General features: G+C 72.5%; 9 protein-coding genes, 3 tRNA genes and 1 pseudogene. 8 read left to right on the top strand and 5 right to left on the bottom strand.

The window, feature by feature from the left end:
* Positions 1-14: 14 nt before the first annotated feature.
* On the bottom strand, positions 15-2,231 hold the full coding sequence (locus ACFV6E_RS39280; protein WP_385468344.1) for an OmpL47-type beta-barrel domain-containing protein: 2,217 nt from the start codon (positions 2,229-2,231) through the stop codon (positions 15-17).
* Positions 2,228-4,735 carry a ThuA domain-containing protein gene (locus ACFV6E_RS39275; RefSeq protein ID WP_385468341.1) on the bottom strand — a complete coding sequence of 836 codons (2,508 nt, stop codon included), beginning with the start codon at positions 4,733-4,735 and terminating at the stop codon, positions 2,228-2,230. Before ACFV6E_RS39275 ends, ACFV6E_RS39280 begins: the two co-directional genes overlap by 4 nt.
* A 222-nt stretch (positions 4,736-4,957) precedes the next feature.
* Here ACFV6E_RS39275 and ACFV6E_RS39270 point away from each other — a divergent pair, with 222 nt between their 5' ends.
* A complete protein-coding gene (locus ACFV6E_RS39270; protein WP_385169867.1) occupies positions 4,958-5,941 on the top strand; it encodes a multicopper oxidase domain-containing protein in 984 nt (327 codons plus the stop codon).
* On the opposite strand, the gene ACFV6E_RS39265 is transcribed toward ACFV6E_RS39270, so the two are convergent.
* Positions 5,938-6,834 carry a hypothetical protein gene (locus tag ACFV6E_RS39265; RefSeq protein WP_385169865.1) on the bottom strand — a complete coding sequence of 299 codons (897 nt, stop codon included), beginning with the start codon at positions 6,832-6,834 and terminating at the stop codon, positions 5,938-5,940. The two genes, ACFV6E_RS39270 and ACFV6E_RS39265, sit on opposite strands and share 4 nt — an antisense overlap.
* 142 nt (positions 6,835-6,976) lie before the next feature.
* On the opposite strand from ACFV6E_RS39265, the gene ACFV6E_RS39260 reads away from it, so the two are divergent.
* The gene (locus tag ACFV6E_RS39260; RefSeq protein ID WP_385169862.1) at positions 6,977-8,029 is read left to right on the top strand and encodes a LacI family DNA-binding transcriptional regulator; all 1,053 of its coding nucleotides are present in this window, start codon (positions 6,977-6,979) and stop codon (positions 8,027-8,029) included.
* A gap of 146 nt (positions 8,030-8,175) precedes the next feature.
* Here ACFV6E_RS39260 and ACFV6E_RS39255 read toward each other — a convergent pair whose 3' ends face one another.
* Positions 8,176-8,979: a VOC family protein gene (locus tag ACFV6E_RS39255; RefSeq protein ID WP_385169860.1), complete on the bottom strand. Its 804-nt coding sequence runs from the start codon at positions 8,977-8,979 to the stop codon at positions 8,176-8,178.
* Between the two features lie 287 nt (positions 8,980-9,266).
* Between ACFV6E_RS39255 and ACFV6E_RS39250 the strand changes: the two genes are divergently transcribed.
* Positions 9,267-9,512: a WhiB family transcriptional regulator gene (locus ACFV6E_RS39250; protein ID WP_385169857.1), complete on the top strand. Its 246-nt coding sequence runs from the start codon at positions 9,267-9,269 to the stop codon at positions 9,510-9,512.
* 34 nt (positions 9,513-9,546) lie between these two features.
* On the opposite strand, the gene ACFV6E_RS39245 is transcribed toward ACFV6E_RS39250, so the two are convergent.
* Complete coding sequence (locus ACFV6E_RS39245; protein WP_385468338.1) at positions 9,547-12,018, bottom strand: hypothetical protein; 2,472 nt, start codon at positions 12,016-12,018, stop codon at positions 9,547-9,549.
* Between the two features lie 96 nt (positions 12,019-12,114).
* Between ACFV6E_RS39245 and ACFV6E_RS39240 the strand changes: the two genes are divergently transcribed.
* The 5 genes and pseudogenes from ACFV6E_RS39240 to ACFV6E_RS39220 all read left to right on the top strand — a co-directional run.
* Positions 12,115-12,187: transfer RNA gene (locus ACFV6E_RS39240), tRNA-Ala, on the top strand.
* A gap of 10 nt (positions 12,188-12,197) precedes the next feature.
* Positions 12,198-12,272 (top strand) — tRNA-Glu (locus tag ACFV6E_RS39235).
* A gap of 26 nt (positions 12,273-12,298) precedes the next feature.
* Positions 12,299-13,693, top strand: coding sequence for an SDR family NAD(P)-dependent oxidoreductase (locus tag ACFV6E_RS39230; RefSeq protein WP_385169851.1), 1,395 nt, complete (start codon positions 12,299-12,301; stop codon positions 13,691-13,693).
* A gap of 92 nt (positions 13,694-13,785) precedes the next feature.
* A tRNA-Trp gene (locus ACFV6E_RS39225) sits at positions 13,786-13,861 on the top strand.
* Positions 13,862-14,142: 281 nt separating this feature from the next.
* A pseudogene (locus ACFV6E_RS39220) lies at positions 14,143-14,627 on the top strand (hypothetical protein); the annotation flags it as partial.

Genomic DNA, 14,627 nt, shown 5'->3' with positions numbered 1-14,627 from the left:
AGCCGCTCAGCCGCTCACAGCTCCTTGATCCGGATGTCCCGGTACGAGACCACGTCCGTGACGCTGTGCACCTGGAGCCCGAGGTAGCCGGAGGCGAAGCGCCGGCCGTCCGTGCCCGGGTCGTCCGAGCGCGGCGGCTCGAAGACCTGGCCGCCCGTGTTCTCGAACTCGTTGATCAGCACGCCGTTGCGGAACACCGAGTAGTGCTGGTCGACCACGCGGATCTCGTAGTCGTTCCAGGTGCCCTTCTGGGTGACGCCCGCCCCGGCCAGACCCACCCGGTCGAAGCCGTAGACCGAGCCCGTCTTGTACATGTCGCCGTCGGGCCGGTCGAGCACCTGCACCTCGTGCCCGTACTCGATGGCGACCCACTCCGGACGCGACTCCTCCGGGTGGTCCAGGACCCACGGGAAGCGTACGAAGACACCGGAGTTGGCGTTCCCGGTGCCCGGGGCGTCGTCGCGCCACTGGAGCTTCAGCGAGAAGTCACCGTACTTGCGCTCGGGGAACCACAGCATGCCGAGCCCGTCCCTGCTGGTCCCCGACGTCATCGTGCCGTCGGCGTTCAGCGCGAACGAACCGCCGCCCACCTGCTGCCACTTGTCGAACGACGACTGCGTGCCGTCGAAGAGCGTACGGTAGCCGTCGGTCTGGCCCGGGGTGCCGATGCCGGACTCGTCGGCCGCCGCGCTGATCAGGCCGGACTCGCGCTGGTCGATCACGCCTTCCTTGAGGAGCGCGCCGAGGACGGTCCGCACGTGCTTCAGGAACAGCGCGTGGGACGTCCACTCCTTCTCGTCCTCGATCATCTCGTTGATCCGGCACCGGTTGTTCGTCAGCCGGTTCGGCACGCCCGAGTCGACGGTGCCGACGATCACCGTCAGCCGTTCGTCGTACTCGGGGCAGGGCGGTGCGGGGACCCCGCCCGGCGCCACCGTGAAGCTCACGGTGCGCGGCTCCGAGGTGTTGCCCGCCTTGTCGCTCGCCCGGTAGGCGAAGGTGTGGGCGCCGGCCCGGTCGACCACCACCGGGGCGGTGTGGGCGAGATAGGGCCCGCCGTCGAGCGAGTACTCCACGGCCGCGACGCCCGAACCGCCCTCGTCCGTCGCGCTCACCGTGACCTTGGCGCTGCTCACGTAGGCGCCGGAGGAGTTCTTCGTGCCCTCGACCCTCGCGCCGGTCACCGGGGGTGTGGTGTCCGAGGCGGGCGGCGCGACGACGGTGAACGCGACGCTCTTGTCGGCGGCGGTGTTGCCCGCCTTGTCGGTGGCCCGGTACTTCACGGTGTGCGCGCCGAGCGCGTGCACCATGACCGGTCCGGAGTACGGCTGCCAGGCCCCGGAGTCCACCGCGTACTCGACGGTGTTGACCCCCGAGCCCGTGTCGGAGGCGGAGACGGTGACCGTCGCCATGTCGAGGTAGGCACCGTCCGCGTCCTGCTCACCGGTGACCGTCGCCGAGGTGTCCGGCGGTGTCGTGTCGTCGGTCGGCGGCGCGACCACGGTGAAGTCGACGCTTCTCTCGGCCGCCGTGTTGCCCGCCTTGTCCACCGCCCGGTAGCGGACGGTGTGGGCGCCCACCTGGTCGACGACGACCGGCGTGGTGTACGGCTGCCAGGCGCCGTCCGGGCCGAGCGCGTACTCGATCCAGTCGACGCCGGAACCGGCGTCCGTCGCCGAGACGGACACGGTCGCCGAGCCGACGTACGCCCCGTCCGCGTTCCGCGTACCGGCCACCTCGGCCGAGGTCTCGGGCGCGGTGGTGTCCTCGCCGCCGCCCTCCGTGACCACGAGGACGCCCTGCATCCGCTCGTGGCCCGGCATGGTGCAGAAGTAGCGGTAGCGGCCCGGGGTCAGGGTGACCTCGGCGGTGTGCCGGCCGCCCTGGTCGTCGAAGGGGTTGGCCAGGATGTTGAGCTGGACGTCGTGGTTGTACCCGTCACCGGAGACGTCGAAGGTCAGGGTGTGCGGCATGCCGGTGGTGTTGCCGGTCGCCGCGCTGTTCTCGAAGACGATCGTCGTCGGCCCCGCGACCGCCGTCTGCGGCGCTGAGGTGTAGGAGTCGATGTCGTCACCGGCGGTCCAGGTCAGCTCCTGCGCCGCCGCCGAAGTCCTGGAAGGTGTGTCGTCGGCGCGCCCGTACGCGGCCGTCGGCGTCAGCCCGAGCACCATCAGCACGGCGGCCAGCAGCGCCGTCCACAGCCGTGCGGCTCTTCGCCTCTCGTGTGTCATCCCGCGCTCCTCACCAGCTGGTCCGCGGCCGGCGTCGGCCCGCCGCCCGTGTACGTGACGCGCCACAGCGCCGACTTGCCGTCCGAGGTGAAGAAGCCGCGGCCGTAGTCGAGGACGTACAGGGCGCCGTCGGGACCGAACTTCCAGTCCATGAGGTTCTTGATGCCGTCGTTGCCGACCGGCACGATCTTCTTCAGCGACTCCGAGTGGACGGGCAGTCCGCCGTCACCGGCCGTCGCGGGGTCGGTGAGCACGGCGTTGCGCGGCTGGTCGGCGTCGTAGAAGTCGCCCACGAACCACTTGCCGTCCCAGTACTCGGGCCACTTCGTCACACTCGCGACCGACGCGTCGTAGCGGTAGACGGGCCCGTCCATCGCCGCCTGCCCGCCGCCCTTCAGCCAGGGCAGCAGGTACGTCGCCTCGCTCTGCTTGTACGAGGGGACGCCGTTCGCGTCGCGCGGGAAGTCCGGGCCGCCGCCCTGCGGCGAGTACCAGATGTTGTTGCCGGTGACCGGCGGCAGATTGACCAGACCGTCGTTGTTCGGCGACTCGTTCTTCGGGTGGTCGCAGTCGTACCAGCCCAGCGGCTTCGCCGGGTCGGGCAGATTGCGGTCACGGTAGGGCTGCTTGTTGCCCATGCAGTACGGCCAGCCCCGGTTGCCCGCCTTCGTGATCACGGCGAAGGTGTCGTACTTCGCCGGGCCCCAGGTCGTCGACGGCTCGCTCGCGTCCGGACCGACCCACCCCGCGTACAGCGTGTCGGTCTTCTTGTCGACGGAGATGCGCGCCGGGTTGCGCACGCCCATCACGTAGATCTCGCCGCGCGTCTTGCCGCCGCCCTCGGCCGTCTCCTTCCCGGTGAAGAGATTGCCCTCGGGGAGGGTGTACGTGCCGTCCTGCTCGGGGTGGATGCGAAGGATCTTGCCGTTGAGGTTGTTGGTGTTGCCCGCGGTGCGGCGCGCGTCGGCGAAGGACACGCCCTTGTAGTTGGGCTGCGGGTTGTTGCCCGAGTAACCGTCGCTGAAGCCGCTGGAGTTGTTGTCACCCGTCGCGATGTACAGATTGCCCTTGGAGTCCCAGGCCATCCCGCCGCCCGCGTGGCAGCAGCTGTGGATCTGCACCGGCCACTTGAGCAGAACCTTCTCGCTGTTGAGGTCGAGCCTGTTCGTGGTGAGGTCGAGGGTGAAGCGGGAGACGCGGCGCTCCGCCATGCGCGTGTCCCGGTTGATCTTCGAGTGGGGCGTGTAGTGCAGGTACACCCAGCCGTTGTCCTCGAAGCGCGGGTCCAGCTCGATGCCGAGCAGGCCCTCCTCCACCTTGGTCAGCTCGTCGCCGCCGCCCTTGTTGCCGAACACGGTGAGCGCGCCGGCCAGGGTGACCTGCCCGGTCTTCGGGTCGTAGACGTGGATCTCGCCCCGCCCCTTGCCGATGTCGGGGTCGTTCCAGTCGGTGACCACCGGCTGCGAGGAGTCGGCGCCGCCACGCCCGATGTACAGCACCCGGCCGTCGGGTGCGGTCACCAGGCCGTGCGGCTCGCCGATCTGGTCGTTCTGCCCCGGCTGGTTGGGCTTGGTCAGCCGCTCCGCCTTGTAGTTGGCGTCGATCGTCGCCTTGCAGTCGGCCCGCGCGAGCCGGGTCGTCCAGAGCAGGGCCCCGCGCAGATGGTTCCGGAAGTCCGTCTCGTCGTAACTGGCGGCCGTGCCGCCCATGGCGGTGTAGAAGGAGCGGCCGCCGTCGTAGTCACGGCACCAGCTCACCGGGTGGTCCCAGCCGTTCTTGCTCTGGCCCGGCTGATAGCTCGACTCGCGCACCCGGGCCACCGTGTGCACCTCGCCGGAGGGGTTCTTCGCCCAGTTCAGCCACTGGTCGGGGCGCTTCCACTGGACGGGCAGGTCCTTGGTGGCCGGATGGGTGCGGTCGCCGACCTCGACGGTGGCGCGCTGCACGGCCGCGGGGCTCGTGCTCGCCGGGCGGGCGCCGACGAGCCCGGTGAACCAGTCCGAGTACGGCTCCGCGCGGGCCGCGTCGTGGATGCCGACGAAACCGCCGCCCGCCTCCATGTACGCCTCCAGGCCGGCCTCCTGCTCCGGGTCGAGGACGTCGCCGCCCCCGGTCAGGAAGACGACCGAGTTGAAGCGGCCGAGCGCCGCCTCGTCGGTGAACACCGAGGCGTCGTCCGTCGCCTCCACCGCGAAGCGCTGGGCGGCGGGGCCCGTCAGACCGATCCGCTCGATCGCCTCGATCCCGGCGTCGACCACCGGGGACTCCTCGCCGGCCGCCGCCGAGCCGTAGAAGAGCAGCACCCGTACGTCGGCGCTGCCCGGCGGCGACTTGACGGACATCGTTGTCAGCTCGGGATCGGAAGCCGGGCGGGCGCTCGCGGACGGTCCCGAGAGCACTCCCGAGGTGATGGCTCCGGCGGCCAGGACGGCGGCCCAGGCGCGGCGCCGTCTGCCGCGGAAGGCCGGTAAGTCGCGTGCCCTTTGGTGCGATGTGAGCCGCATGGGTGCATCCACTCCTCGTCGGTCACAGCAACAGCGCCAAGGAAGCTAGACCTCTTTTCGCGACTCGCCAATAGGTATGACCGCGTTGCGACGAACTTTGTCCTGAGTGTGGATAAACGAAGGGCCGGGGGCTACCGTCGCACCGGATCGGCTCCGCGGCATCCGGAACGGCGTCCACAGCAATGTCCGTAGCAACATCCGCACAGCGATGGGGAGTTCGGGATGGACAGACGCGGTATCAACCGCAGGATGCTGTTGGGCGGAGCGGCCGCCGCGGCCGGCGCGACATCGTTGTCGCTGACGTCGCTGACCTCCGACGCCCTCAGCGCCGACTCCCCGAAGGCCGCGAAGGCCGCGAAGACCGCACCGGCGGGCGGCGAGGTCCGGCACATCAGGCTGTACGCCGAGAAACTCGCCGACGGACAGCTCGGCTACGGCCTGGAGAAGGGCAAGGCGTCGATCCCCGGACCGCTGATCGAACTCAATGAAGGCGACACCCTGCACATCGAGTTCGAGAACACCACGGACACGGCGGCGAGCCTGCACGTCCACGGGCTCGACTACGAGATCTCCAGCGACGGCACCAGGCTCAACAAGAGCGACGTCGAACCGGGCGGCACCCGCACCTACACCTGGCGCACCCACGCGCCCGGCCGCCGCGCGGACGGCACCTGGCGCGCGGGCAGCGCCGGTTACTGGCACTACCACGACCACGTCGTGGGCACGGAGCACGGCACGGGCGGCATCCGCAAGGGCCTCTACGGTCCGGTGATCGTCCGGCGCGCGGGCGACGTCCTGCCCGACAGGACCTTCACCGTCGTCTTCAACGACATGACGATCAACAACCGGCCCGCCCACTCTGGGCCCGACTTCGAGGCCACCGTCGGCGACCGCGTCGAGTTCGTCATGATCACCCACGGCGAGTACTACCACACCTTCCACGTGCACGGTCACCGCTGGGCGGACAACCGGACGGGCCTGCTGACCGGCCCCGACGACCCCAGCCAGGTCATCGACAACAAGATCGTGGGGCCCGCCGACTCGTTCGGCTTCCAGGTGATCGCGGGGGAGGGGGTCGGAGCGGGCGCCTGGATGTACCACTGCCACGTCCAGAGCCACTCCGACATGGGGATGGTGGGCCTGTTCCTGGTGAAGAAGACGGACGGCACGATCCCGGGGTACGAGCCGCACGAGCACGCTCACTAGGAGACGGCGAGATCCAGCACCGCCCACTCCGTGTACGGCTCCTCCTGGAGGTAGAGGCGGGGGCCGCGGCAGACCACGTGGTGACGCAGGCGGGGGTCGAAGGCTTCGCCGTCCGGGCGGACCAGCGGGCCGGACGCCACCGGCTCCACCGCGTCCCAGGTCAGCCGGCATTCGGTGAACTCGCTCCGGTCGGCCCTGTAGCGGCCGAGGAAGACCACGCGGTCACCGTGCACGGCCAGCGCGTACGCGCCGTGCACCGGGTTGCGCAGCGCGCGCACGACACGGTCGCCGCGGATCTCCAGCAGCGGGAAGTCCTGGTAGGGGCAGGCCCAGACGGCGTCGTCCGCGACGTTCAGCGCGTAGAGGTCGGAGATGTCGCCGTGCCCGGGGCCCGGTTCGTGCCGCCAGAGCGGCTCACCGGTACCGCTCCACCGGCGCAGGCCCGGGAAGCTCAACTCGTCGTCCCCGTAGACGCCTTCGTCGAAGTAACCGACCCAGAGGTCACCAGTGGCGTCGGCCAGGAACTGCGAGATGGCGTCACCGACGCGGAAGGTCCACGAGGGCCGTCCGAGGGCGTCGAAGACCTGCACGTGCTGCTCGCCGGTCCGTGAACGGGTGCTCGCGACCACGAAACCGCCGTCGGGCAGTACGTCGAACACGGTGAACCGCCACGGAACCACCGAGAGATGCGTCTCGTACGGGCGGCCGTCCTCCACCGTGACCATCACGGCGTCGTACGGCTTGCGGCGGCCCGGCTGGGGCGGGCGGTCGGTCACCAGCCAGTGGGCGCGGCCCCGGGCGTCGACCGTGCTGTGCACGACGTGCCGGTCACGGTAGGGGCGCGGAAGGCGGGCGTACCCGGTCAGCCGGGTCGTCGGGCGGTCAGCCGGCATGGGCCTTTCTCATCGTCATGGCGTGATCATCACCCGCCCGCGGCGCCCCGCGCAACGGGTTTGCCGCCCGGTCATGACGGCTGCGCGACCGGCTTTGCCGCCCGGTTATCCTGATCGGCAACTGCCGAGGAGGAGCCCCGAGGTGACCGAGCCGACGCCAGAGCCGCGTCCCACGCTGGAGGCCGTGGCCGCGCTGGCCGGGGTCTCCCGGGCCACCGTGTCGCGCGTCGTCAACGGCGGCGACGGAGTGCGCGAACCCCTCGTGGCGCGGGTCAGACAGGCCGTGGAGGAACTCGGCTACGTCCCCAACCAGGCCGCCCGCAGCCTCGTCACCCGGCGCCACGACGCCGTCGCCGTCGTCATCGCCGAACCGGAGACCCGGGTCTTCGCCGACCCCTTCTTCGCCCTCCAGCTCCGCGGCATCAGCAAGGAACTGACCGCGCACGACACCCAGTTGGTGCTGCTGCTGACCGAGGGGCGCGACGACCACGTGCGCGTCGCCCGCTATCTGGCCGGCGGCCACGTCGACGGGGCGCTCGTCTTCTCGCTGCACCTGGACGACCCGCTGCCCGGACTGATCCACGGCGCCGGTGTCCCCACCGTCTTCGGCGGACGGCCCGGCTGGGGCGACGGACCGCGCGGCGCGGCCGAACCGGTCTTCGTGGACAGCGACAACCGGGGCGGGGCCCGGGAGGCCGTGCGCCACCTCATGGCCCTCGGGCGCACGCGGATCGCGCACATCACGGGACCGCTCGACCAGACGTCCGCGGTGGACCGGCTCGACGGGTTCAAGGACGGGCGGGTCGACGCGGACCCGGGCCTGGTGGAACAGGGCGACTTCACGCACGCGGGCGGTGAACGCGCGATGCGGGCCCTGCTCGCCCGCTGCCCGGACGTGGACGCCGTCTTCGCCGCGAACGACCTGACGGCCTCCGGAGCGCTGCGAGTCCTGCGCGAACAGGGGCGGCGGGTGCCCGAGGACGTCGCCGTGATCGGCTTCGACGACATGCTGCCGGTCGCCGAGCAGACCGAGCCGCCGCTGACGACGGTCCGTCAGGACATCGAAGGCATGGGCCGGTTGATGGCCCGCATGCTGCTGCGGGACATCGACGGCCGCAGCGGCAAGGAGAGCCCGGAGGGCCCTCCCGCGACCGTCGTCCTGCCGACGACCCTGGTGCGCCGGGAATCCGCCTGAGTGACGGCGGGCGTCGGTGCCCTCGCCCCGCGCGGCCCCCCGCGGCCCCTCGTCCCCGCTCCGGCGCCGTCCCCGCTCCGGCGCCGTCCCCGCTCCGGCGCCGTCCCCGCTCCGGCGCCGTCCCCGCTCCAGGGCGTCCCGTCCCCTCAGCCCCGTTCCGGATCGGTCCTGATCACCGCGAACCGGGCCCCGTAAGGGTCCGTGAGGTGCGCCGGCCGGCCCACGCCCGGCACGTCGGTGGCGGGCTCGTGGACCCGGCCGCCCAGCTCCCGCGCCCTCGCGGCCGTGGCGTCGGCGTCGGTGACCTCGAAGTACGGCAGCCAGCACGCGTCCTCCCCGGTCCTCCCGGTCGCCCCGGGGCCGGTGGGGGCCAGCGGGACGAGGCCGCCGAACATGGCGTCCTCCTCCGCACCCGCCGGGCATACGGTGGTGTACGTGCCGCCGGGGAACGGGACACCGTACGTCTCCCAGCCGAACACGGCGGCGTAGAACGCGGCCGCCGCCGGGACGTCCCGGGTGTGCAGCTCGACCCGGCACAGCGAGCCCGGCTCCCCGGCCAAGTCGAACCCCTTCATCGCGGCCGGCTGCCAGACGCCGAAGGGCACGCCCGCCTTGTCGGCGAGGAGTGCCATGGTGCCCTCGTCCGTGACGGCGGACGGCCGTGCGAGGACCCGGCCCCCGGTCCGCTCGACCGCCTCGGCGGTGGCCGCGGCGTCGGGGCTGTGGAAGTAGACGGTCCAGGCGGGCGGGTTCTGCTCCGCGGTGGTCCGCATCCCGCCGGCGACGGCCCTTCCGTCCCGCTCGAAGACGCCGTAACCGCCGGTTCCGGGCCCCGACGGCAGGAACCGCCAGCCGAAGAGGTCCCCGTAGAAGGAAGCGGCGCCGTCGAGGTCGGGCGTGCCGACGTCGATCCAGTTCGGAGCGCCCGTGACGAAACGGGTGGTGAGCATGGTGCCCTCCTCGATGAGTCCCGTTGCCTGCACCGCCGAGTCTGGCACCGCCCACCGACAATCACCGTCGGCCGTCCTCGCGACACGTCCCGTGACATGTTCCGCGCGCCGCCGTGCGCCCGGCGCGGGAGGCGCCCATCATCGAGTCGAAGCTGCCACTCATCGGAGTCGCAGCTGCCACGGGCTGTCACGGAAGCCGAAGCCGCCGCGCTCTTGGTGGCCGGGCTCGACAGTCGCGTTGAGCGCGCGTTGATCGAACGTTTTTCGCCGCACGGCACGATCGCGCCATGCACAACGAAACGACCATCGCGCCGGACCTGACATGGCACGAACAGGCGCTGTGCGCGCAGACGGGCGCCGACTTCTTCTTCCCCGAGCCGGGCAGTTCGGTCCGCGAGGCGAAGCGCATCTGCGGCATGTGCGAGATGCGCACCGCCTGCCTGGAGTACGCGCTCGACAACGACGAGCGCTTCGGCGTCTGGGGCGGCCTCTCCGAGAAGGAACGTCTCGGCCTCCGGCGCGTCCGGGAATGAACCGGCGCGCCCCCGGTCCGGGCGCGGCCCGCTCTCACCCGTACGCCACCGTGAACTGCACCGTCCCCGCCGGCACCCGCACGTCGTCGCCCGTCACCGCGAGCTGCCGCCCGTCGGCCGAGGCCGAGCGCACGGTGCCGAACCGGCACGGGTAGACGAACCGCACCCGCTCCGGCGCCCGCGTGATGTCCACCGTCACCGTCCGCTGCGCGGGATCATGCGTGAGGCGGTACCCGAACGGCTCCCCGAAGAGGGTCGGCGCCGCGTCCACCGCGACCCGCTCGCCCCCGGGGACCCAGTGCGGCCGTACTCCTGGCGCGATGTACACGTGCGGATCGTGGTCCTCGTCGGCCTCGAAGAACAGGATGTCGCGCAGGAGCAGCAGATACTCGGCGGCCGCCCAGCCGTGCGGCATGTCGCCCATGTACCAGGGCCTGCCGGGCACTTCGGCGAAGTCGGAGGCCACGGGGAAGGCCTGCTGCTCGTTCCAGGCGCCCAGCGCGGCCGGCCGTCCCGCGACCACCGGGGAAGCGGCGCCGACCGCCCAGCCCAGCAGCGCGTCCGCCCGGCCCGGATCACCGGCGAGCAGATACGCGTGCGCCAATTGCAGGGTCAGGTAAGGGCCGTAGGCGTTCCAGGCGGCCTCGTGGCGGTATCCACCGGTCACGAAGCGGGCGTACATGGTGTCCAGGGTCCAGCGCGCCGCGCGGTCCACCTCGTCGCCCAGCTTGCTGCCCATGTGCAGACGCAGCGGATGGAAGTACGCCGCCGCGCCGATCATCGTGGAGTCGAGCCGGCCGACGTCGTCGGGCCCGGTCGGGATGTACGTCTCCCAGGCGCCGTGCGAGCGCTGCTCGCCGATCACCCACCTGATCGCGTCCCCCGTCGCCCGCGCCATGTCGTCGTAGGCGGCCCAGAGTTCGGCGGTCTCGGCGGCCCCGACGCGCTCCGCGAGCCGGGCCGCCTCGTAGAGCCCGGCCAGCGCCCAGAGGTCGTCCCAGAAGTGCCGTTTGCCGCTCTCGCCGAGGTGCTCCGCGCTCCAGCCGGGGTGCAGCAGACCGACGCCGTCGCGGTTGTCGCGGATCCAGCGCGCGGCGTCGCGCACGTAGGGGACGTACAGCTTCGCGCCGAAGCCGGCGCCGGGTCCGCTCGTGCGGTCGAAGCGGCCGATCGCCCACAGGGCCTGCCCGTTGCTGTCCCATTCGTGGGCGTCCTTCTCGTGCGGGCCGCCGTAGAAGCCGTACTCGGCGCACGGCCCGATCCGGCCCCGGCCCTGGTTGAAGCGGAGCGGGTGGTGCGTGCCGAGCTGGTGTCCGGCGAGCGCCGTGTCGCCGGCCAGCGAGCAGGCCGTCGCCTCCACCGACGCGTCACGGATCCAGAAGGAGTCGTAGACGGTCGGCCCCGGATGGATCTCGCCCCGGTCGGAGAGGATCAGCAACTGCGAGCGCGCCTGCCGGAACAGGCCGGGGAGGTGGCCGACGGCGCGCGGCAGCCGGGGCTGCACGCCCTGCCCGAGGAGCTTGGCCGTCCAGAAGTCGCGGTTCGCGCTCTCCAGCCGCTCCACCGGCTCCGCCCGCAGCTCCGCCAGGTCGGCGGGCCCGCTCCACCGGTCCACCGGCAGCCGTACGCCGACCTCGAAGACGTCGCTCCTGGCCAGCCGGAAGTGCCAGCCGAAGACCGCGCTGCACAACCCGGCCACCTGGTCCTCCGCCGCCAGGGCGCCGTTCGGCTTCCCGCCCATGACCAGGTCGTGGAACGGGCTGTGCGCGAGATACGCGTCCGGGTCGGCCGACCCGTCGGGGTTGCCGTACACCCCGTACAGGTCGGGCGCGGTGTCGAAGACCGGGCCCCAGCCGGAGTTGGTCTCCACCCGCCGCTCGTCCGGGAGATGGCGCAGCCAGGTCAGCCTGCGGTCGGTGATCGTGTGGCCGTCGCGGTCGTGCCGCTGGAAGCCGCTCGGCCCGGCCGGCATCAGCGCCGCGCACAGCAGCCCCTCGCGCGCCTCGCCCGTCGGACTGCCCACGGTCACCCGCGCGACCGTCACGTCACGCTGCCGCGGGCCCACGGTCGTGGTGAAGGTGCGCTGCACGAACTCGACACCCTCGGGCGTACGGAACGTCGTCAGCACCACCGGCAGGTGCGGTGCCTCCATCCGCTGCTCCACGCCGCCGCCCTCGGGCAACTGCGGCAGCCGCAGCGTCCCCGTCCGCGGGTCGAACAGGAAGAACGACAGGCAGTACTTGTCGTAGACCGGCTCGATCTCGCCCGCCTGCCCGACCAGGGACTCCTGGCGGTGGTCCTTAACCCCGACCATGGACCAGTAGCGGTACAGGGCGTTGGAGGCGAAGGCCGCCTCCTTCGAGTCGTACGTCCCGGCGTCGAAGGCGTCGCTCCACCGCCGGAAGGCCTGCTGCGCCCACCAGGGCACGGGGTACGGGATCCTGGCCCGCCCCGCCCAGCTCCGCCACATGACCTCGTAGAACATCCACTCATGCGTCTGGGCCACGGCGTTCACCCCCGACTCCTCACCGTTGCACCGCGGGGGTGCGCCGTAAATCCGTTGGGCGGGGCGGGAGGACGCCGTTACGATCATCGGGCGCACCCGGGCGTAGCGCAGTGGCTGGCGCGCCTGCATGGCATGCAGGAGGACGCCGGTTCGAATCCGGCCGCCCGGGCCGCGCGTCGGGGCCCTCGTAGAGCAGAGGCAGACTCGCCGCCTTCTCAGGGTGGATACGCCGGTTCGAATCCGGCCGGGGCCCCGCCAAGGACTGCGCGGGCGGGGGCACATGACGGACGGCGGCGGCATCACCGAGGACGAGCTGGCGGCGTTCCACCGCACGGTGGGCAGGCTGCGGGCGCTCCCCGTCGACGATCCGGTGCGGCTGCGGGCCGAACAGGTCGCGGCTTCCTTCACCCGCGAGGGACGGCTGCGCCGCCGCAAGGCCCGCGGCGCGGAGGACTCGGCGGCGGACGCGGCGGTGATGGCCGACACGGCGACGGGTGCGCTCGACCGGCGGGAGGACGCGCCGCTGAAGGTGCCTGAGACACCGGCCCTGGCACCGGCAGTGACTTCGGTACCGACCGCGACCGTCATCACGTCTGCACCCCCGCCCGCCTTCCGGCGGCCGCGTGGCTGCTACGTCTGCAAGGCGCTCTATCGACAGGTCGACTCCTTCTACCACCGGCTGTGCCCGGACTGCGCCGCCGAGAACCGGGACCGGCGCGCGATGCGCACCGATCTGTCCGGCCGCCGCGCACTGCTCACCGGCGGCCGGGTGAAGATCGGCTTCCAGCTGGCCCTGATGATGCTGCGCGACGGCGCCGAACTCCTCGTCACCAGCCGCTTCCCGCACGACACGGTGCGCCGCTTCCGTGCCGAACCGGGCAGCGAGCGGTGGTGGGACCGGCTGACCGTGCTCGCCGTCGACCTGCGCGACCCGCGCCAGGTGCTCGGCCTGTGCGAGCGGCTGCGCCAGGAGGGCGAGCCGCTGGACATCCTCGTCAACAACGCCGCCCAGACGGTCCGCAGACCCCCTCAGTCGTACGCGCTGCTGGCCGCAGGGGAGCGGGGCGAGCTGCCCCCGGGCGTGCGGCCGGCGCCGGGGTTCGTCCCGATGCGGGCGCTGCCCGGCGGCGCATCGACGCTGCCCGTGGCGCTGCGCGAGGCCGACGAGGCGGGGCTGCTGCCCGACCCGTCCCCGGAGAACTCCTGGTCGGCGCGGCTCGGCGACCTCGATCCGGCCGAGGTCCTGGAGACCCAGCTCGTCAACGCCCTCGCCCCCGCGCTGCTCTGCGACCGGCTGCTCCCGCTGCTGCTCGCCGCGGACCGCCCGCGCCGCTACGTGGTGAACGTGACGGCCGTGGAGGGCCGTTTCGCGGTGCGCAACAAGACCGCGGGCCACCCGCACACCAACATGGCCAAGGCCGCCCTGAACATGCTGACCCGCACCAGCGCCGCCGAACTCGCCGATCAGGGCGTCCACATGTGCGCCGTCGACACCGGCTGGATCACCGACGAGAACCCCGCGCCGAAGAAGGCGCGGATGGCGGGCGCCGGATTCCGTACACCGCTGGACATCGTGGACGGCGCGGCCCGCGTGTACGACCCGATCGTGCGCGGCGAGGCGGGCGCGCCGCTGTCCGGGGTCTTCCTGAAGGACTACCGGGTGGCGGACTGGTGAGCCGGGCGCCGCACCGGCGCCGGACCCTCACCGGTGACCGGTTCTTTCCGGCTCCCGCCCGCCGGCCGGCTCCGCTACGATCACCGGCAAGGGCGGGGCCGTAGCGCAGAGGCAGACGCGCCGGTCTCCACAACCGGAACACGCTGGTTCGACTCCAGCCGCCCCGCCCCCTATTCGCACACGCCGGGCCCGGCTTGCGGCCACCGCCGAAGAATCCGCCCCACGGACCCGAGGCCACCGCCGGAAAACCCGTACCCCGCACACCCGCCGCCGGGCAGACTCTCCCCGGCGGGGGGCGCGCCGCTGGGTGCCGCGCCGGCAGCGGGCGCTCGCCCGGCGGCTGGCCGACGAGGCCGCGGACGCCGGGCTTCCGCTGTACCGGCGGGTCCGCGCCGTCCGGCGGTCGGCGCCCCTGCCGGACGGCGCGCGGCTGCTGCGCCGCTGGACCGGTGCTCGCCGAGCCGGTGCTCGCCGAGCTCGCGCACACCGGCCGGCCCGCCGACGCGCTGCCCGGACTGCTGGCGCACGCGGCCGGTGACAGGGCGCGGACCGCCGTGTACGCGGCCACCCGGGCCTCCCGGTACGCCGCGCCCTCCGTGCTGGCCGGGCAGCTCCGCGAGGTGCTGCGCGCGCCGGACGCCAAGGTGACCGCCCGCAAGGAGGCGGTCCGGCTCGCCGCGGCGCGGCTGCCGGTGCCGGGGGCCCCGCGCTCCTCGCGGAGACGTACGGCCGCCCCGGCACACACCGTGACGTCCGCGCGGCCTGCGTCGCCTTCGCGGGCCGTCTCCTCGCCGGGGAACCCGTCTGGGAAGTACTGGACGACGCCGCCGGCGCCGAGCCCGTACCGCGCACCGCCGTCCTGCGCGTCACCCCGCTCGACCTGCCCGAGCCGCACCGGGCCCGGTACGCCCGCCTGGTCCGGGTCGTCGCCGCC

This window comes from Streptomyces sp. NPDC059785 (genome assembly GCF_042732375.1).
Classification (GTDB): Bacteria; Actinomycetota; Actinomycetes; order Streptomycetales; family Streptomycetaceae; genus Streptomyces.
Note: the sequence above shows the minus strand (reverse complement) of the source record. Positions and strands in the feature narration are given on the sequence as shown.

What these genes read in the sequence shown, in the direction of transcription:
- ACFV6E_RS39270 (WP_385169867.1), top strand. Translation starts at nt 4,958, where the DNA reads ATGGACAGACGCGGTATCAACCGCAGGATGCTGTTGGGCGGAGCGGCC.
- ACFV6E_RS39230 (WP_385169851.1), top strand. Translation starts at nt 12,299, where the DNA reads ATGACGGACGGCGGCGGCATCACCGAGGACGAGCTGGCGGCGTTCCAC.
- ACFV6E_RS39250 (WP_385169857.1), top strand. Translation starts at nt 9,267, where the DNA reads ATGCACAACGAAACGACCATCGCGCCGGACCTGACATGGCACGAACAG.
- ACFV6E_RS39280 (WP_385468344.1), bottom strand. Translation starts at nt 2,231, where the DNA reads ATGACACACGAGAGGCGAAGAGCCGCACGGCTGTGGACGGCGCTGCTG.
- ACFV6E_RS39275 (WP_385468341.1), bottom strand. Translation starts at nt 4,735, where the DNA reads ATGCGGCTCACATCGCACCAAAGGGCACGCGACTTACCGGCCTTCCGC.
- ACFV6E_RS39255 (WP_385169860.1), bottom strand. Translation starts at nt 8,979, where the DNA reads ATGCTCACCACCCGTTTCGTCACGGGCGCTCCGAACTGGATCGACGTC.
- ACFV6E_RS39265 (WP_385169865.1), bottom strand. Translation starts at nt 6,834, where the DNA reads ATGCCGGCTGACCGCCCGACGACCCGGCTGACCGGGTACGCCCGCCTT.